15 protein-coding genes and 1 tRNA gene are annotated in these 18,994 nt (G+C 69.3%); 10 read left to right on the top strand and 6 right to left on the bottom strand.

The genetic code is table 11. The annotated features are described in order from the left end of the window. Nucleotides 1–331: 331 nt before the first annotated feature. Complete coding sequence (locus AB5J87_RS18265) at nucleotides 332–2,935, top strand: TniB family NTP-binding protein (RefSeq protein ID WP_369377833.1); 2,604 nt, start codon at nucleotides 332–334, stop codon at nucleotides 2,933–2,935. A 271-nt stretch (nucleotides 2,936–3,206) separates the two neighbouring features. Further along, nucleotides 3,207–3,890: a hypothetical protein gene (locus AB5J87_RS18260; protein WP_369377832.1), complete on the top strand. Its 684-nt coding sequence runs from the start codon at nucleotides 3,207–3,209 to the stop codon at nucleotides 3,888–3,890. Between the two features lie 209 nt (nucleotides 3,891–4,099). On the opposite strand, the gene AB5J87_RS18255 is transcribed toward AB5J87_RS18260, so the two are convergent. Beyond that, nucleotides 4,100–4,411: a helix-turn-helix domain-containing protein gene (locus tag AB5J87_RS18255; RefSeq protein ID WP_369377830.1), complete on the bottom strand. Its 312-nt coding sequence runs from the start codon at nucleotides 4,409–4,411 to the stop codon at nucleotides 4,100–4,102. Nucleotides 4,412–4,522: 111 nt separating this feature from the next. Here AB5J87_RS18255 and AB5J87_RS18250 point away from each other — a divergent pair, with 111 nt between their 5' ends. Then, nucleotides 4,523–5,434, top strand: coding sequence for a hypothetical protein (locus AB5J87_RS18250; RefSeq protein WP_369377829.1), 912 nt, complete (start codon nucleotides 4,523–4,525; stop codon nucleotides 5,432–5,434). Continuing rightward, complete coding sequence (locus tag AB5J87_RS18245) at nucleotides 5,434–7,200, top strand: hypothetical protein (protein WP_369377828.1); 1,767 nt, start codon at nucleotides 5,434–5,436, stop codon at nucleotides 7,198–7,200. The genes AB5J87_RS18250 and AB5J87_RS18245 overlap by 1 nt, the downstream gene beginning before the upstream one ends. A gap of 225 nt (nucleotides 7,201–7,425) precedes the next feature. Here the strand turns inward: AB5J87_RS18245 and AB5J87_RS18240 are convergent. After that, a tRNA-Leu gene (locus AB5J87_RS18240) sits at nucleotides 7,426–7,508 on the bottom strand. A gap of 404 nt (nucleotides 7,509–7,912) precedes the next feature. Between AB5J87_RS18240 and AB5J87_RS18235 the strand changes: the two genes are divergently transcribed. The 6 genes from AB5J87_RS18235 (at nucleotide 7,913) to pknB (ending at nucleotide 16,020) form a co-directional block, all read left to right on the top strand. Then, nucleotides 7,913–8,803, top strand: a complete 891-nt coding sequence (locus AB5J87_RS18235; RefSeq protein ID WP_369377826.1) for an FhaA domain-containing protein — start codon at nucleotides 7,913–7,915, stop codon at nucleotides 8,801–8,803. Between the two features lie 10 nt (nucleotides 8,804–8,813). Next, entirely contained in the window at nucleotides 8,814–9,347 is a 534-nt protein-coding gene (locus tag AB5J87_RS18230; protein WP_369377824.1) for an FHA domain-containing protein, read from the top strand. 132 nt (nucleotides 9,348–9,479) lie between these two features. Further along, nucleotides 9,480–10,946, top strand: a complete 1,467-nt coding sequence (locus AB5J87_RS18225; protein ID WP_369377823.1) for a Stp1/IreP family PP2C-type Ser/Thr phosphatase — start codon at nucleotides 9,480–9,482, stop codon at nucleotides 10,944–10,946. Nucleotides 10,947–10,972: 26 nt separating this feature from the next. Beyond that, nucleotides 10,973–12,388 (top strand): FtsW/RodA/SpoVE family cell cycle protein, encoded by a 1,416-nt coding sequence (locus AB5J87_RS18220; RefSeq protein WP_369377822.1) that lies wholly within the window; start codon nucleotides 10,973–10,975, stop codon nucleotides 12,386–12,388. Then, on the top strand, nucleotides 12,385–13,839 hold the full coding sequence (locus tag AB5J87_RS18215; protein ID WP_369377821.1) for a peptidoglycan D,D-transpeptidase FtsI family protein: 1,455 nt from the start codon (nucleotides 12,385–12,387) through the stop codon (nucleotides 13,837–13,839). Before AB5J87_RS18220 ends, AB5J87_RS18215 begins: the two co-directional genes overlap by 4 nt. A 189-nt stretch (nucleotides 13,840–14,028) precedes the next feature. Further along, complete coding sequence (gene pknB, locus AB5J87_RS18210) at nucleotides 14,029–16,020, top strand: Stk1 family PASTA domain-containing Ser/Thr kinase (protein WP_369377820.1); 1,992 nt, start codon at nucleotides 14,029–14,031, stop codon at nucleotides 16,018–16,020. Nucleotides 16,021–16,215: 195 nt separating this feature from the next. On the opposite strand, the gene AB5J87_RS18205 is transcribed toward pknB, so the two are convergent. The 4 genes from AB5J87_RS18205 to AB5J87_RS18190 are packed head-to-tail and all read right to left on the bottom strand — an operon-like array spanning nucleotide 16,216 to nucleotide 18,993. Continuing rightward, the gene (locus AB5J87_RS18205) at nucleotides 16,216–16,947 is read right to left on the bottom strand and encodes a class E sortase (protein ID WP_369377819.1); all 732 of its coding nucleotides are present in this window, start codon (nucleotides 16,945–16,947) and stop codon (nucleotides 16,216–16,218) included. Between the two features lie 20 nt (nucleotides 16,948–16,967). After that, nucleotides 16,968–18,185 carry a class E sortase gene (locus AB5J87_RS18200; protein ID WP_369377818.1) on the bottom strand — a complete coding sequence of 406 codons (1,218 nt, stop codon included), beginning with the start codon at nucleotides 18,183–18,185 and terminating at the stop codon, nucleotides 16,968–16,970. Further along, nucleotides 18,182–18,820 (bottom strand): aminodeoxychorismate/anthranilate synthase component II, encoded by a 639-nt coding sequence (locus tag AB5J87_RS18195; protein WP_369377817.1) that lies wholly within the window; start codon nucleotides 18,818–18,820, stop codon nucleotides 18,182–18,184. The genes AB5J87_RS18200 and AB5J87_RS18195 overlap by 4 nt, the downstream gene beginning before the upstream one ends. Continuing rightward, nucleotides 18,817–18,993, bottom strand: coding sequence for a hypothetical protein (locus AB5J87_RS18190; RefSeq protein ID WP_369377815.1), 177 nt, complete (start codon nucleotides 18,991–18,993; stop codon nucleotides 18,817–18,819). Before AB5J87_RS18190 ends, AB5J87_RS18195 begins: the two co-directional genes overlap by 4 nt. Nucleotide 18,994: the final 1 nt, after the last annotated feature.

The following is an 18,994-nucleotide window of genomic DNA, read 5'->3' as shown; positions in this document are numbered from 1 at the left end:
CTGGCCGGGGCCGAGCTTCGGATGATCTTGGTGGTGTTCCGGAGCCTGCCGGGTCCGGCTGACCGGGTAGTCCTCTTGGAGGGCGCACGGTGGTGGAGTCTTGCCGAGCTCGCCGCAGTGACGACCCGGCCAGCCGATCTGGCCCTGGTGATCCAGGGGTACTGGGAGGGCTGGCTGCCCGACGGCCCTCTCTCGGTCGACTGGGAGGAGTTTCCACCCTGAATCCGGCCGACCGAACCTTCCAATTGCTTAATTGGATTTACAAGGTCGGCCTACACTGTGCACACGTCCCAAGGTGGTGCACGGCCCTGTTGCGAGGGGACGAAGGCGGATGACGGCATGGCCTGAACGGCTGGGCATCGGCGACCGGGTGCGTCTCGACGGGCGGGCCTTCACGATTACGGGTCTGGCAGGGCGGCAGCTCACGCTGGTGGACGCGTTCGGTGCCGAGGTCCAAGCCGATGTCGGCGCGGTGCTGGTCAGTACCGATTTCAAGGTGCTGGATCAAGGAGATCCGCGGGTTCCGGTGGAACAGGACTGGCCGTCGCCCGCGGCCAGGGAGCAGGCCCTCTGGTGGCAGCGGCACATCGTCGAAGTGATGACCGGCCTGCCGCCTGGTGCACCGTCTGACACTCGCCCGCGCCCGGAGTACGACCCCGCTCTGTGCACCTTGGGGGAGCGAGAGGCGGCCAAGGCCGTGGAACTGCTGGCCCAGGGGGTCCATGGGGCGTCGGTGCGCTCGCTGCGCCGACGGCGCCAGCGTTACCAGGCCGAGGGGATCTTCGGGCTGGTGGACGGGCGGGCTGGGCGACGCGAAGAGGTGGGTGCGCGCTGGGACTACCGGGTACGGGAGGCCCTGCAGGTGGCCGTGTCCGAACTGCCGGACCGCCGACGATTCACGGTGGAGGGGCTGCGCCGCAGAGTGGCTGCCCTGGTGGAGCAGCGCCACAGCGTGGAAGGGGTAGCGCTGCCGTCTCGTTCCGCGTTCCACCGGCTGTATGCCGAGGCCGTCGGCGCGGGGTTGCTGGAGGGCAGGGTCTTCACCTATCCCGGCCAGCGGTCCTCGCACTGGCCGGGACGATACGTCGTGCTGGACATGGTGCGGCTTCCTTCGCCCTTGGGCGCTTTTGGTCACCAGGACCTTCCCGAGATCGTCATCGCCGTGGACGCCGACTCCGCCTGCGTTCTGACCGCCGCGGTCCACAGGGACAGGCGGACCCTTGACGGGGCGGCCCTGCTGGCCCGTATGGCGGTCCCCGCCGATGTACGGGCACAGTGGGTTGGCGGTCACCGTTTACCGGACGCCACCCTGGCTCCGGGAGAGGCGCCGCTGATCCGCCCGCAGACCATTGGGGTGGCCGGTATGCCGGCCAGTCTGCGGGGCTTCTCTCAGGCGTGTACCCGACTGGGGGTGCGCATCCGGCAGCACATGCCGCGCGTCACCGGCCGCGAGCAGCACGTCGACCTGCTCATCGCGTGCATGGCCGACCAGCTCGCCGACCTCCTGGGCAGCGGGGAGGGGATGGCGTTGGAAGATGTCCAGGCGCGGGTGGACGAGTGGGTTCTTCGCGTCTGGCCTCACACCCGGCTCGGCGCGCGTGCCAAGGAGGTCGCCGTGCCAGGCGCAGAAACGCCCGCCCAGCGCTACACCGCTCTCGTCGCTCAGGCCGGCTGGCTAGCCACTCCCTGGTCCCCCGATGCCTTCGCAGATCTGCTCCCGCGAGCCACCCGGGCGATTTCACCGATGGGCATTACCCTGCACGGCTGTATCTACAACAGCTCGGAGCTACAGCAGAGTTGGGCATCACCTCCGTCTGGCATCAGGGCCGTGGCCGAGGTCCGGTGGGACCCCTACGACTTCCAGCGGGTATGGCTGGGCACCCCGGACGGGCGGTGGCTGACCGTGCCGTTGTGTACCGGCAGGCGGCCCTCGTCGCTCCCGCCGTCCTTTTACGACAGGCAATTTGCCCGGTTCCAGCGAGGGGAGACGGCTTCCGCCTCCCCGTCGTCCAGTACACGGCGGTTGCCCACACCCGTACGGGCATCACGGCAGGCCGCCACCACGCGCACGTGGCTACCCCTGCAGGCGCCGTCGTCGGCCGCCCTGGACGCGCCCCGTCTGGCCTATCACGCCCAACTGCCCATCCATAGCGGGGAAGTTGTCGCCGCGGCCGCTCGGGTGCAGGAGCTGGTCTTGATGAACAAGCATTCCACGGGTGCCCGGCACGGGCTTCTAGTGCACGGGGCCGCTGCCACCGGCAAGACGACCGTGCTGGTCGAATCCGCCCGCTGGTACAACTGCCTGCACCCTACCGGCCAGGGGGAATCACCTCACCGGCCCGTGATCCAGGTCTCTGTTCCGCGAAGCGCCACGCCGCGGATGCTGCTCACCGAACTCATCCGAACCGCTGGGGTATCCGTCGCCGCCCCCTCGCGCGTCACTATCGCCGATCTCATGTGGCAGGCGCGTGCTGCCCTGGTCGCCAGCGGCACCGGCCTCATCCTGGTGGACGAGATCGACGGCCGCCACCTGCGGGCGGGCGCCGACACCTCCACGGCCCGGGTGCTGCGGGAGCTGTACGACTGGCTGCCGGTCACCTTCGTGTTCGCCGGGATGGATCTCGGAGCGGCGGATGCCCTCTCCGTGTGGGAGCAGCGGCGCCTGATGCTGGTGAGACTCACAGGCAGGTCCAGCAAGCAGGCCTGGCATACAACGATCGCCGAGGCGGAGGCAGCGTTGCGGCTGCGTCACCATGCCGCCGGCACTTTGCCGGACCTGGCCGACCACCTCTACAAGATCACCGGTGGCAGTATCGCGCGGCTGGCCTACCTGGTGCGCAGCGGAGCGATCCGCGCCATCCACGACGGCACCGAGTCCCTCACCCGTGAGGAGTTCGACGCCCTGTCCGGCCTGTGGGGCTCGCAGGCCTGCTGAGCTGACATCCACCACAACGCCCTCACGCGTCTGCGCCACGCTAAGGCCAGTAAGAGTGGGACAGCTGTGGGACAGGGCGCCAATCGGCCAACTGCTACGGGATGTTGATAGGCGTGACAGGCTAGTAAGCAAGGGTAGATATCGCACTGGTATCTGGCGATGGAATGGGTGATCCCAGAAAATGCGGCCCCGGGAAGCGAATTCCGCATCTGCACCCGAGCGCTCACACATCGTGCTGACAATCAACTGCCGTTCGCCCTACCGTGTTTGCATGGCCTACGAGTCGATGGCCGAGGGCCTCCTCGCGGACCCTGCGGACCAGATGGACCTGCTGAACCGCCGGTGCAAAGCCTCTCTGCTGCGATATGACCAGGCCATCCCCGAGTTGGAGCAGCGGCTCGGGGAGATGCGGAAGAAGCGTGAAGAAGTCCTGGCCTTGATGACCCGGAACACTGCCGCGCACACCGACTGGCTCGCCGTCCGCGAGGGCGCCGAGCAACTCGGTCTTCTGGAGTCCTCAACAGAACCGACGCGCCTGTGGGTGGTTCCCGACGAGGAGCCGCCGCCCTCACGGGATGGGGACGGGACGCCTGCTTCCACGCCGATGCTCCAGCCGGAAGGGACCCCAGGGCAGGACGGAGCCCTCATGTCCGCAGCCGGCTTCGCCCCAGAAAACCCGTCCGTGGCCACGGCACCGGCGCAGCCGGACCCGGTGCTGGTGAGGGGAGCGCGGCGCCACGAGGTCCTGAACCTCATCGGTTCCAAGCCGCACACCACGTGGAGCGTGGTAGACGTCGGGGCGCTGCTGGGAATCGAGAAAGAGGACGAGGCCGGCTTGCATTCCGTGCGCGAGGTGCTGCGCAAACTTGCCATTCTCGGCGCCCTGGAGCGCATCACCATCGAGGGCGACATTCATGCCTACTACCGGCCGCGCGGCACCTGGAGGTTCATCTGACCAAGGACTGCAACAGCACCCGCTGACACAGCACTTCACCACACATATGAACCGTCGCCGCAGGTTCTTTACGCCCTGGATTGCAGCCAGGGTCTGCGGCGACGGGGCCACTAGGCCGTTCCCGACACTACCGGTGTATGCCTATCCGTGTCGGGCATTCGGCCATCTTCACCTGCTCCCGCTCCAGGAAGCCGAATGCCCATGCGAATTCACTCCGGTGGATTGCCCGGGTTCCGCCCGGGCCACAGGTCCACATTGAGTTCCTTCTCCAGGGTCGCGATCGTCAGCAGGTCGCACCAGACCTGGCCGGCCAGCACCCGGGTGATGGTGATCCGGTCCACTCCCGTCCAGCGGGAGACCTCCACGATCGTCCAGCCGTGCTCCTCGATGACGCGCCGCAGGCGCGCGGCCACTTCCTGGGCAACCTGCGCCCCGTGGTGGTCGTCAAGCACGGCGTGCGGCCAAGCGCCCTCGAGCAGGTACTCGGCGGGCTTGCGACGGCGCTTGTCTCCTTGTGGCACAGCGAAGAGTGTCGCCCATACGGACCTCCCGGCATGACAGCGGCCGCCACCTCCACTGAATGTTATTGGAATAACACCCCTCCTGGGGTCTATTCCTGGTGGAGAGTCGTCATGGATGCGATCGAGCAGTACCGGCCCGAACTGCCCGCCCCCGTATGGGAGCGCATCGGGCCCGGCTGCCGGCGCGCGGTCACCCGGGCCAAGCCCAACACCCCCAAGCAGGCACGGGACTGGATGGGCGCACTCGCCTACGCCACCGCCCACGCCGATCTCTGCGGACGCCCGGCCGCAGCCGAACAGGTCCTGGCGCGGGAGGCGGTCGAATGGTTCCTGGCCACCGGCTGCCTGCACCTGAGCGACGGCACCCGCGGCAACTACCGGGGCCGTCTGGGCCACCTGCGCCGGGCTCTGTTCGGCCCCGACCTGGCCACCGGAAAACCGGCCGCCTACGCCGGCTCGGACTCCTCCAAGCCGTACAGCACGGCCGAGCAGTCCAGCCTCTTCGCATCCGCCCGCTTCCAGCCCACCGCCGAACTGCGCCACGGCAGTCTGACCCTGCTCGCTCTCGGCCTCGGCTGCGCACTGGATTCACCGGAGATCATCCCGCTGCGTGCCCACGACGTACGGGTCGCGCCCAACGGGGAAGCGGCCGTCGCGGTCCGCGGCCGTCGTGCCCGTCTCGTGCTGTGCCGCACCTCCTGGGCGCCGGCCCTCGCCGAAGCCGCGGCCCAGGCCGGCGAACCCGGGCAGGTCCGCTATCTCTTCCGCCCCAACGGCTACGCCCGCAATCCCAACACCGTCACCAACTTCATCGCCCGTACCAGGACGTCGCCCGGCACTCCGCCCCTGGTGATGGGGCGGGCCCGGGCCACCTGGCTCGTGGATGCGATCGAAGCCCGCATGCACCTGCCGACCCTGATGGCCGCCGCCGGGCTGACCACCCTGCGCTCCATCGACCGGATCATGCCGTACGTCCGCAACCTCACCGCCGAGCAGGCCGCAGCCGCGCTGAAGGGGCTGTGATGAGGAGCCGTCCCGAACGACACGACCGCATCGCCAGGCTCCGTGCCCGCCGCGTCACCGTCCCCGACCAGGACGTCATCGACCTGCTGTCGACCCTGGGTGCCGAGGGGCTGGTCGACAAGGCTGCGGCCCTGGCCGAGCAGCGCACCGGACGCCCGCGCCACCTCAGCGCCGAGGGGCTGCTGCTCGGCATGTACCTGTGCTCCGTCCTGCACTCCGGAGCCGTGATCCTGACCGCCGTTGCCGACCTGCTGGCCTTCGGCATCAGCCAGGCCATGCGCGACCGGTTCGGCATCCCGCACTACGCCGACAACGACCAAGGCTCCGAAGCCTTTTACGCGGTCGTCCGACGCCTCTTCCACAAGATCGTCGACTCCATCGACCCGTCCCCCCTGCCCAAGAACCACCGCATCCCCCTCACCGAAGCAGCCGAATTCCAGGCCGCAGCCGATGAAGCTGCCCTCGCCGACAAGCGCTCCCTGCTCGTCCACTTCTCCAACAAGATCCTCGGTACCTCCCTGCAGCCGGCCCATGCCCTGCTCGAAGAGACCTGGGAAGGTGACACCGTGGTGGACGCCACCGTCGTCGGCGCCTATGCCAAGGGCCTCGCCCCGGACAGCGAGGTCACCTCCACCGACCCCGACGCCGGCTGGTACGTCCGAGGCGCCCGCCACGAAGACCCCCTGGCCCTCGAAGAAATCGCCCCGCAACCAGAAAAAGGCGAGGGTGGCAAGAACACGGGCAAGGCCAAGCGCCGGAAGGTGAAGAAGAAGCTGTACGGCTTCGACGCCAGCCTGATCGTCGCCCGCGGCACCAGCTCCGACGGCGCCCCGCTCCCGGACGGCTCCGCCGACCCCGACACCGTCCCCGCCCTGATCATCGCCTTCGCCCTGGAAAAGCCCAGCTGCCGCCCGGGCGAGGTCGCCATCGAAGCCCTGCTCCAGGTCGATCCCCGCTACCCGCGCGGATACCTCGCCGGTGACCGCCTCTACAACGGACAGAAGGCGGAGGTCTACCAGCTGCCCATCCGCGCCCTGGGCTACGCCCCCGTCTACGACTACACCAAGGACCAGCTCGGCGTGCAGGGCAGCGTCGCCGGGGCCCAGCTCGTCGAAGGATCCTGGTACTGCCCCTCCATGCCCGCCCCCCTGGTCACCGCCACCACCGACTTCCTCGCCAAGCGGATCGACAAGGACACCTGGATCAAGCGCATCCGGCTGCGCGCCTCCTACCTGCTCATGCCGAAAGAGGCCGCAGACGACGAAGGCCACCGCCGGATGATGTGCCCCGCCGAAGCCCGCCGCGTCCAGTGCATCCTCAAGCCGCACACCATGGGCATCGGAATCCACCTGCCCCTGGTCGACCCCGCCCCCAGCCCCACCAAACCAGACCGCATCTGCACAAAACGCAGCGTCACCATCCCGCCCCAGGCCGGCGCCTCACAATGGCAGGCCCTCCAATACGGGAGCGACGAATGGCAGCGCGTCTACTTCCGCCTCCGTAACGCCATCGAAGGCATCAACGGCTTCGGCAAGGACCCCCTGCACGAACGCATGGAAGCAGCAGGCACCCGCCGCGTTCGCGGCATCGCCGCCCAGACCGTGCTCCTCGCCTTCCAGCTCGCCCACGTCAACCGCCGCAAACTCGCCAGCTGGGCCGACGCAGTCGCCCTTCACGGCAACCGCCCCCGCCGACGCCCCACTCGCCGACGCAAAACCCTCCCCATCGGCTCCTGGGCACCCAAAGGGCACATCAAAGAGACCTGAACCACCCGGCACACACCGCCCCGGGCCCACAACCGAAGATCACCGCAACCACCACTGCCAGCGGCCCCAGGCCGCTGGCAGTCATGTGCGTGAGCACCCTCACACCCCAGCCCGACAGCCCCGACAGCCAAGACCCGTCAGGGCATAGCGAAACGGTCGGCATCATGATCATGATGCCGACCGTTTCGTCGGTGCAACCAGAGCACTTTCGTCGGTGCTCCTCTGTGGGCGAGGGGGGATTTGAACCCCCACGTCCCGAAGGACACTGGCACCTGAAGCCAGCGCGTCTGCCGTTCCGCCACTCGCCCGAGTGGTGTCCAGTTCTTCGGCCCGTTCCGGTCCGTTTCCCTGGCGACGTCGAGAAGATTAGCACGCTGCGCAGGGTGGATTCACATCCGTTGTTTCCGGCGGCCCTGAAGGGCAGAAGGAAGGGCATAAGGAGGGGTGGGCAGCGGGAGAGGAAGGGACGGCGCCCGGCCGCGGTCCGCGGGCCCACAGGAACCTCACAGGGTGCCGGGGGGAACGCGGAGGGGCGCCACCCACTCCTCCACGGTGCACCCCGGGTGCGGGACACTGTCAGGAGGCCACCTCTACGATCCGTGTGAGAGGTGACACTCGTCCACCGGTCACAGAAGGGGAACCAGCCGATTTCCCGACGCGTGGATACGATCAGTAAGCAGTACCAGGACGACATCGACGGAGGAGGTGCCCCATGGGAGTCCTGAAGCGTTTCGAGCAGCGTCTCGAAGGTCTGGTCAACGGCACCTTCGCGAAGGTCTTCAAGTCCGAGGTCCAGCCCGTCGAGATCGCCGGCGCCCTCCAGCGCGAGTGCGACAACAACGCGACGATCTGGAACCGCGAGCGGACCGTCGTCCCCAACGACTTCATCGTCGAGCTGAGCGCGCCCGACTTCGAGCGGCTGAGCCCGTACTCGGGCCAGCTGGGCGACGAGCTGTCCGGCCTGGTCCGCGACTACGCCAAGCAGCAGCGCTACACGTTCATGGGCCCGATCAAGGTCCATCTGGAGAAGGCCGACGACCTGGACACCGGTCTGTACCGGGTGCGCAGCCGTACGCTCGCCTCCAGCACCGACCAGCAGGACCTGCACAGCCAGCAGGAGCAGTACGGCGGCCGGCCCCAGGGCTCCGCGCGTCCCGCTCCCGCCGCGCCGCCGCAGTCCCCCCAGGGGCGCGGCGGCTACGGCCATCCGCCCGCCGCCGCGCCGCCGATGCCCGCAGCCCCGCCGCCCGGCGGGAACGGGGCGGGCGCGCGGGCGGGCGCGGAGCGCCGTCCGACGGCTCCCGGCCCGATGCCGGGCGCCCCGGTGCGGCGCTGGATCGAGATCAACGGCACCCGCCACCAGATCTCCCGCCCGACGCTGGTGCTGGGTCGCAGCACCGACGCCGATGTGCGGATCGACGACCCCGGCGTCTCGCGCCGGCACTGTGAGATCCGGACCGGAACGCCCTCGACGATCCAGGATCTCGGGTCCACCAACGGCATCGTGGTGGACGGGCAGCACACCACCCGCGCTACGCTCCGCGACGGCTCGCGGATCGTCGTGGGCAGCACCACCATCGTTTACCGGCAAGCCGAAGGGTGAAGCGGGGGCAATGTCAGAGCTGACCCTCACGGTCATGCGGTTGGGTTTCCTCGCCGTACTGTGGCTGTTCGTCATCGTGGCCGTCCAGGTCATCCGCAGCGACCTGTTCGGCACCCGGGTCACCCAGCGCGGTTCGCGCCGCGGCGGCGACACGGGCCGCCAGCAGACCGGGCGGCAGGCCGCTGCCGCCGCCCCGCCGCAGCAGCGCGGCCAGCAGCAGGCGCCGTCCGGCGGCCGTCAGCGCCGGGGCGCGCCGACGAAGCTGGTGGTGTCCGAGGGCACCCTCACCGGCACCACGGTCGCGCTGCAGGGCCAGACCATCACGCTGGGCCGGGCCCATGACTCGACGATCGTCCTCGACGACGACTACGCGTCGAGCCGGCATGCCAGGATCTACCCGGACCGGGACGGCAATTGGATCGTCGAGGATCTCGGGTCCACCAACGGCACCTACCTGGACCGGACCCGGCTCACCACCCCGACCCCGATTCCGCTGGGCGCGCCGATCCGCATCGGCAAGACCGTCATCGAGCTGCGGAAGTAGTACGACAATGAGCGAGCGGAGCGAGCGAGCCGCGGCGGTCCGGACGACGGACCGGGCGGGGCTCCCGAGCGGAGGGTGGGCAGTGTGGCTCGACAAGACCGGCTGTACCCCGAGCCGACGGGCGAGGTGGGTATGAGTCTCTCCCTGCGCTTCGCCGCCGGATCCCACAAGGGCATGATCCGCGAGGGCAACGAGGACTCCGGTTACGCGGGTCCGCGGCTGCTGGCGATCGCCGACGGCATGGGCGGCCAGGCGGCCGGTGAGGTCGCCTCCTCCGAGGTGATCTCCACGCTGGTCACGCTCGACGACGACGTGCCGGGCTCCGACATCCTGACTTCGCTCGGTACGGCGGTGCAGCGCGCCAACGACCAGCTGCGCATGATGGTCGAGGAGGACCCGCAGCTGGAGGGGATGGGCACCACGCTCACCGCCCTGCTGTGGACGGGCCAGCGCCTGGGCCTGGTGCACGTGGGCGACTCGCGGGCGTACCTGCTGCGCGACGGGGTGCTCACGCAGATCACGCAGGACCACACCTGGGTGCAGCGGCTGGTGGACGAGGGCCGCATCACCGAGGAGGAGGCGACCACGCATCCGCAGCGTTCGCTGCTGATGCGGGCGCTGGGCAGCGGCGACCACGTCGAGCCGGACCTGTCGATCCGCGAGGTGCGGGCCGGGGACCGCTATCTGATCTGCTCCGACGGCCTGTCGGGGGTGGTGTCCCACCAGACGATGGAGGACACCCTCGCCAGCTACCAGGGCCCGCAGGAGACGGTGCAGGAGCTGATCCAGCTCGCGCTGCGCGGCGGCGGCCCGGACAACATCACGGTGATCGTGGCCGACGTCCTGGACGTCGACTCCGGTGACACGCTGGCGGGCCGGCTCAGCGACACCCCGGTGATCGTGGGCGCGGTCGCCGAGAACCAGCTTCAGCTGAACGACGACGGGGCGATGCAGACCCCGGCGGGCCGGGCCTCGGGCCTGGGCCGCAGCGCGCCGCCGCAGGGGGGCTTCGGCCCGCCCGGCAGCGGTGACGAATCCGGCTACGGCGCCCCGCCCGAGGGCGCCTTCGGCGCCTACGCGGACGAGGACTTCGTCAAGCCGCGGCGCGGCAAGTGGCTGAAGAGATCCGCCTACGTCGTGCTGGCGCTGGCGGTGGTCGGCGGCGGTCTGTACGGCGGCTACCGCTGGACGCAGACCCAGTACTACGTCGGCTCCAACGACGAGCACGTGGCGCTCTACCAGGGCATCAGCCAGGACCTCGCCTGGGTGAAGCTGTCGAAGGTGGAGACCGACCACCCCGAGATCGAACTCAAGTACCTGCCGCCGTACCAGCGCAAGCAGGTCGAGGCGACGATCGCGGAGAGCAGTCTCGCCAAGGCCCAGGCCAAGATCACCGAGCTTTCCGTCCAGGCGTCCGCGTGCAAGAAGGACGAGCAGCAGCGCGCCGCCGAGACCAAGAACCCGCCGAAGACCGGTACGGCGTCGTCGCCGTCGCCGACCGGCAAGACCGGTTCCACCAAGACCACCGCCACTCCCACGCCCGGCCCCAGCCTCTCGGAGGAAGAGAAGAAGCTGGTCCCGCAGTGCGGTAAGCAGTAGGCAGCCGTAGGGGGCCTTTCCACACCATGAGCGTTGTCACCAACACGACCACCATCGGCGCGATCGACGCACCGAGCCGCCGCAACACCGAGCTCGCGCTGCTCGTCTTCGCCGTCGCCATCCCGGTGTTCGCGTACGCCAACGTGGGGCTGGCCATGACCGGCAAGCTGCCCTCCGGCATGCTCGGATACGGGCTGGGCCTCGGGCTGCTCGCGGGCGTCGGGCACCTGGTGGTGCGCAAGTTCGCCCGCTACGCGGACCCGCTGCTGCTGCCGCTGGCGACGCTGCTGAACGGTCTGGGGCTGGTGCTGATCTGGCGCCTGGACCAGTCGCCGCGGCTGATCCAGCGGGCCAAGAGCGCCTTCGGCGCCTTCCACCCGGACGCCCCCAAGCAGCTGCTGTACACGGCGCTCGGCATGGCGCTGTTCATCGCCGTGCTGATGCTGCTGAAGGACCACCGGATCCTGCAGCGCTACACGTACATCTCGATGGCGTTCGCGCTGTTCCTGCTGATCCTGCCGATGTTCTTCCCGGCAGTGAACGGCGCGAAGATCTGGATCTCGATCCCCGGTCTGGGCACCATCCAGCCCGGCGAGTTCGCAAAGATCATCATCGCGGTGTTCTTCTCCGGCTACCTCATGGTCAAGCGGGACGCGCTGGCGCTCGCCAGCCGCCGTTTCATGGGCCTGTACCTGCCGCGCGGCCGTGACCTGGGCCCGATCCTCGTGGTGTGGGGCGTCTCGATCCTCATCCTGGTCTTCGAGACGGACCTCGGCACCTCGCTGCTCTTCTTCGGCCTGTTCGTGATCATGCTGTACGTGGCGACCGAGCGCACCAGCTGGATCGTGTTCGGTCTGCTGATGTCGGCGGCCGGCGCGGTCGCGGTGGCCTCCTTCGAGCCGCACGTGAAGCTGCGCGTGGACGCCTGGCTCGACCCCTTCGGCTGCTACAAGACCACCGGCGCCTGTGAGCAGATCGGCCAGGCGATCATGTCGTTCGGCTCCGGCGGCACCCTCGGTACGGGGCTGGGCCAGGGCAACTCCGACCTCATCGGCTTCGCCGCGAACGCCGACTTCATCCTCTCCACGGTCGGCGAGGAGCTGGGTCTGGCCGGGATGATGGCGATCCTGCTGATCTACGGCCTCATCGTGGAGCGGGGTGTGCGCACGGCGCTCGCCGCCCGCGACCCGTTCGGCAAGCTGATGGCCATCGGCCTCTCGGGCGCGTTCGCGCTGCAGGTCTTCGTGGTCGCCGGCGGTGTCATGGGTCTCATTCCGCTGACCGGTATGACCATGCCGTTCCTCGCGCAGGGCGGTTCGTCCGTGATCGCCAACTGGGCGCTGATCGGCATCCTCATCCGGATCAGTGACACCGCCCGGCGCCCGGCGCCCGCCCCCGCCCCGTCCCCCGACGCCGAGATGACCCAGGTGGTCCGACCGTGAACAAGCCCCTGCGACGGATCGCGATCTTCTGCGGGCTGCTGATCATGGCCCTGATGATCCGCGACAACTGGCTCCAGTACGTGCGGGCCGACGAGCTGAACACGCACAAGTACAACCGCCGGGTCCAGATCGAGCGGTTCGCCCACGAGCGCGGCAACATCATCACCGCCGACGGCCAGCCCATGACCTCCTCCAAGGAGACCTCGGGCAGCGACTTCAAGTACAAGCGCGCCTGGAACAACGGCACGCTGTGGTCGCCGGTGACCGGCTACAACTCGCAGGCGTTCGACTCCTCGCAGCTGGAGAACATCGAGGACAAGATCCTCTCCGGCAACGACGACCGGCTCTTCTTCGACCGCACCCTGTCGATGTTCACCGGTGAGAAGAAGCAGGGCGGCAACGTCGTCACCACCCTCAACAGCGCCGCCCAGAAGGCCGCCTTCGAGGGGCTGGGCGACAAGAAGGGCGCGGTCGCCGCGATCGACCCGCGCACCGGCGCGATCCTGGCGCTGGCCTCGACCCCCTCGTACGACCCCTCGGTCTTCGCGGGCAACTCCACGGCGGACTCCAAGGCCCGCCAGAAGCTGCTTGAGGACAAGGACAAGCCCATGCTGAACCGGGCCCTGCGCGAGACCTATCCGCCGGGCTCCACGTTCAAGGTGGTCACCGCCTCGGCGGCGCTGGAGAACGGGCTGTACACCAGCATCGACCAGCCGACCCGCTCGCCGGTGCCCTACCAGCTGCCGCAGTCGACGACGCCGCTGAAGAACGAGGGCAACATCCCCTGCGAGAACGCCACGCTGAAGGTGGCGCTCCAGTGGTCCTGCAACACCGTCTTCGGCAAGATCAGCGATGACCTGGGCAACAAGAAGATGATCGAGGAGGCCGACAAGTTCGGCTTCAACGACGAGGTCTTCACGCCTGTTCGGGCCGACGCCAGCATCTACCCCAAGGACAACCGGCCGCAGAACGCGATGGCCGGCATCGGCCAGGCGTCCAACCGCGCCACCCCGCTCCAGATGGCCATGGTCGCCGCCGCGGTCGCCAACGACGGCAAGCTGATGAAGCCGTACATGGTCGACCAGCTCCAGGCGCCCAGCCTGGACGTGCTCTCCAAGACCCAGCCGGAGAAGATGAGCCAGCCGCTGTCGGCGGCCAACGCCCAGAAGATCCAGGCGATGATGGAGAACGTCGTCACCGACGGCACCGGCAAGAGGGGCGCCATCGACGGCGTGGTCGTCGGCGGCAAGACCGGTACCGCCCAGCACGGCCAGAACAACAGCGAGAAGCCGTACGCCTGGTTCATCTCCTACGCCAAGACCGACCAGGGCTCCCCGGTCGCGGTGGCCGTGGTCGTCGAGGACGGCGACGCCAACCGCGACGACATCTCCGGTGGCGGTCTGGCCGCCCCGATCGCCAAGGCCGTGATGAAGGCGGTGCTCAAGAAGTGACCCCGGGACGTTTCACGTGAAACAGTCCTCGTTTCACGTGAAACGTCTCTCGCGCCCTGTACCGGTCCGGTATCAGCTGACGGTCGCGGACGGATCCGCCACCGGTGCCCGGTAGCGTATGCGCGAACAGCACACCGCCGGACCACACACACGGGTGCGGTCGGGACTGACGGAGAGGGCTGGAACGTTATGGAAGAGCCGCGTCGCCTCGGCGGCCGGTACGAGCTGGGCCAGGTGCTCGGCCGTGGTGGCATGGCGGAGGTCTACCTCGCGCACGACACCCGGCTCGGCCGCACTGTCGCCGTAAAGACGCTGCGGGCCGACCTCGCCCGCGATCCGTCCTTCCAGGCCCGGTTCCGCCGTGAGGCCCAGTCTGCCGCCTCCCTCAACCACCCGGCGATCGTCGCTGTCTACGACACCGGCGAGGACTACGTCGACAACATCTCCATCCCGTACATCGTGATGGAGTACGTCGACGGCTCCACCCTGCGTGAGCTGCTGCACTCGGGGCGCAAGCTGCTGCCCGAGCGCACGCTGGAGATGACGATCGGCATCCTCCAGGCGCTGGAGTACTCCCACCGCGCCGGGATCGTCCACCGCGACATCAAGCCCGCGAACGTCATGCTGACGCGCACCGGCCAGGTCAAGGTCATGGACTTCGGCATCGCCCGGGCCATGGGCGACTCCGGCATGACGATGACGCAGACCGCGGCCGTCATCGGCACCGCCCAGTACCTCTCCCCGGAGCAGGCCAAGGGCGAGCAGGTCGACGCCCGCTCCGACCTGTATTCGACCGGCTGCCTGCTCTACGAGCTGCTGACGGTCCGGCCGCCGTTCGTCGGTGACTCGCCGGTCGCGGTCGCCTACCAGCACGTACGGGAAGAGCCCCAGCCGCCGAGCAACTTCGACCCCGAGATCACGCCGGAAATGGACGCCATCGTCCTGAAGGCGCTGGTCAAGGACCCGGACTACCGGTATCAGTCGGCCGACGAGATGCGTGCCGACATCGAGGCGTGCCTGGACGGCCAGCCGGTCGCCGCGACCGCCGCCATGGGCGCGGTCGGCTACGGCGGCTACGACGCCTACACCTCGGGCCCCCAGGACCAGCCGACGACCGCGCTGCGCCCGGCGGACGCGGCCGGCCAGACGTCCATGCTGCCCCCGGTCAACCCGGACGACGGCGGCTACGGCTACGACGACCGCCCCGCCCGGCGCCGCCAGAAGAAGTCGCGCACCTCGACGATCCTGCTGGTCCTGGCCGGTGTGCTGGTCCTGGTCGGCGCGATCCTGATCGGCAAGGCGGTCTTCGGCGGCAAGGGCGACGACGGCCAGGTGCCGGTGCCGCAGCTGGTCGGTGAGACCAAGAAGTCCGCCGAGGGCCTGACGGCCAACATCGGGCTCAAGCTGGTCGTCTCCAAGTCGGAGCCCTGCGCCGACCAGCCCAAGGACAGCATCTGCAGCCAGACCCCGAACAGCGGCAAGCTGAAGAAGGGCGAGAGCGTCTCGGTCGTCGTCTCCACCGGTGCTCCCAAGGTCGAGGTCCCGGACGTCACGGAGAAGAAGAAGGACAACGCGACCGAGATCCTGAAGGACAAGGGCTTCGTCGTGAAGACGACGCTCGTGGAGGCCGACCAGGACCCGGGCACCGTCGTCTCCCAGGACCCCAAGGGCGGCACCCCCGCCGAGAAGGGCTCCGACGTCACGCTGTCGATCGCGACGAAGAAGAAGACGAACATGCCCGACGTCAAGGGCACGCTCTACGACGACGCGGTCTCCCGGCTCAACGACCTCGGGTTCACCAATGTGGCCCGCCAGGACATCGACTCGAACCAGCCCGCGGGCCAGGTCATCGACCAGAACCCGAAGGCGTACAGCCCCCAGGCCGCGGACGTCCAGATCACCCTGAAGGTCTCCAAGGGCCCGCAGAGCCCGCAGCCCGTACCGGTGCCCGGTGTGCTCGGGATGACCGTGAAGCAGGCCACCGAGAAGCTCAACGCGGCCGGCTTCAGCAACATCCAGTTCGCGCCCGGCAGCTCCAACGACGACAAGGCGCGGGTCCTGTCGCAGACCCCCGGGCCCAACACCCCGGCCGACCCGGCCACCACGGGGATCGTGCTGACCACGATCGGCGGGGGCGGCGGCAACCCCCAGGGGCAGGACGGCGGCTTCCCGTTCGGCTGATGCCCGGCCGGGGCGGCGACTGACCCCCGGAACAGTGCGAAGCCCCGGTCCCCCTCACAGGGGGCCGGGGCTTTTCCGTTTCACAAGGGGAGCCGGGGCTCGTCCGCGCGGGCGCCGCCCGGCACCGCGGACCCTCCACGGCTCGGGGCGGCCCCCAGGAAGGCCCCCGGAGGCCGGGGAGGGGCTGCACGCAGGTCAGCGCAGCTCGGCGGGCTTGGTGCGCTTCTCGTCGACCTTCTGGGTGCGCACCAGCTCGCCCCAGACGATGTAGCGGTAGTCGGAGGTGTAGACGGGCGTGCAGGTCGTCAGGGTGATGTAGTGGCCCGGCTTCCTCGCCCCGGACTCCTTCGGGACCGGCTGCAGCACGTCCACGTTGTACTTCGACGTCTCCTTGAGCTCGGCGAACGTCTTGTAGATGTACCAGGTGTCCTTCGTCTCGAAGACGATGGGATCGCCGGTGTGCACCTTGTCGATGTTGTGGAACTTGGCGCCGTGGCCGTCGCGGTGCGCGGCCAGCGTGAAGTTGCCGGCGGAGCCGCTGGACGGCAGGACCGCCTTCAGCGGGTCGGTGTAGTAGCCCGCCACCCCGCCGTTGAGGACCTTGGTACCGGTGCCCTTCTTGACCAGCACCTCGCCGTTGCGCATGGCCGGTACGTGCAGGAAGCCGATGCCGCCCTTGGTGTCGAGGGCGCCGGGGCCGCTGTTCGCCCAGTCGCGGCGCACGTCCTTGCCCTGCCGGGCGGCCTCGCGGTCCGCTATGACGTTGGTCCACCAGAGCGAGTAGACGACGAAGAGGCCGAGCACCAGCCCGGCCGTGATCAGCAGCTCTCCGATGACGCTGACGACCCCGGCGACCGCGCCGCGGCGGGCCCGCGTCGGGGCGGGGGCTTCGGTGTGCTGCTCGTCGTGCTCGGTCCTCACTGCCACCGCACCTGTCTGTCGTTCCGTCAGCCGGCGAGCGCGTCGGGCAATCCCTTGCTGCGCGGTCGCTCGTCGACCATCTTGCCCCACACGATCATTCGGTACGTACTCGTGAACTCGGGGGTGCAGGTCGTCAGCGTCAGGTAGCGACCGGGCCGGGTGAACCCCGAACCGACCGGGATCGGCTTGAGCACCGACACGTTCTTGGGGCTGGTCGACGGGAGCGTACTGGTGATCGCGTACGTGTAGTACGCCTGCTGGGTCTCGACGATCACCAGGTCGCCGGGCTTGAGCCGGTTGATGTAGCGGAAGGGCTCGCCGTGCGTGTTGCGGTGCCCGGCGACCGCGAAGTTGCCCGTCCTGTCCCCGGGCATGGCGGTCTTGAGGCTGCCCTGGCCGTAGTGGCCGACCATGCCCTTGTCGAGGACCTTGTGCTTGCTGGTGCCCTCGGCGACGGGGACGACCACGTCGAGCTTGGGGATGTGCATGATGGCGAAGCCCTGGCCGGGCTCGAAGGCGCCGGGGGCGGTCGTCTTGCCGCTCTCCCAGCCGTGCGTGATCTTCTTCGCCTCGTTGCCCGCCTGCTGGTGGGCGCGGACGTTGGTCCACCACAGCTGGTAGGTGACGAACAGCAGCATCACCACGCCGAGCGTGATGAACAGTTCGCCGATCAGCCGGCTGGCGATGACGGCCGGGCTGTCCTTGCGCGCCTTGGCCGCGCGGCGCGCCTCGACGCGGGTGAGCGGCCGGCCGGGCGCGTCCCCGGCGGCGGTGGAAGCCGAGGAGGAGGCGGGTGCGGCGGCGCCCCGGTGCCCCTTGGCCCTGGCGGCCCGGCGGCGCTCGGCCCGGCCCCCGGTGGGCGGCGCCGGCTCCCCGGATATCGGGGCGAGGGCGACGGTCGCGTCGTCGAAGGGGGCGGGGTACGCGACCGGGTCCGCCGCGCCGGGTATGGACGCCGGGTCCGGTTCCGGCCCGGGGTCCGCGTACCAGTCCTGGGGTTGCTGCTGCGCCGCGCGGGCGCCCTGCCGGGCCGGGCCCGCCGCGTGCCGTCCCGGCCGCGGCCTCTCCTGGAAGGGCGCCGGGGGCTCGGGCGCGGAGTCCGCCCCGGGCTCCGCCACGCGCGCGTGGCCGCCCTGCGGGGCCTGTGCGAGGGTGTCCGCCCTGAACCACGGTGACCCGTGACCGCCCGCCGGGAGAGGGTCCGTCAGCGGGTCGAATTCGTGCTCGGGCCGGACGGCCGTCACGCCGCGGCCTTGCCCACCACCGGTGCCAGACCTGCCGACCGCTCGACGGCTCCCGCGTCCCCGCACCGCACCAGCCAGTTGGCCAGCATCAGATGGCCGTGCTCGGTCAGCACGGACTCGGGATGGAACTGGACGCCCTCCACCGGCAGTTCGCGGTGGCGCAGCCCCATCACGATGCCGTCCGCCGTCCGCGCGGTCACTTCGAGCTCCGCGGGCAGCGTGCCGGGCTCGGCGGCCAGCGAGTGGTAGCGGGTCGCGGTGAACGGCGACGGCAGGCCCGCGAAGACGCCCGCGCCCTCGTGCAGGACCGGCGAGGTCTTGCCGTGCAGCAGCTCGGGCGCCCGGCCGACCACACCCCCGTACGCCACCATCATCGACTGCATGCCGAGGCAGACGCCGAAGACCGGCACCCCGGTGCCGGCGCAGTGGCGCACCATGTCGACGCAGATCCCGGCCTGCTCGGGGGTGCCGGGGCCGGGCGAGAGCAGTACGCCGTCGAAGCCGTCCTGGGCGTGCTCCAGGGACACCTCGTCGTTCCGTACCACCTCGCACTCCGCACCCAGCTGGTACAGGTACTGCACGAGGTTGAAGACAAAGCTGTCGTAGTTGTCCACGACGAGAACGCGTGCGCTCATCGGGCCGCTCCCATCCCCTGATCGACGGTGACGTCGTTGAACGGCAGCAGCGGCTCCGCCCACGGGAAGACGTACTGGAAGAGCACATAGACAATCGCCAGTACGAGCACGAGCGAAGTGAACGCCCTTACCCATGCGTTGCCCGGCAGATGCCGCCAGATCCAGCCGTACATG

The organism is Streptomyces sp. cg36, assembly GCF_041080675.1.
GTDB lineage: Bacteria > Actinomycetota > Actinomycetes > Streptomycetales > Streptomycetaceae > Streptomyces.
Note: the sequence above shows the minus strand (reverse complement) of the source record. Positions and strands in the feature narration are given on the sequence as shown.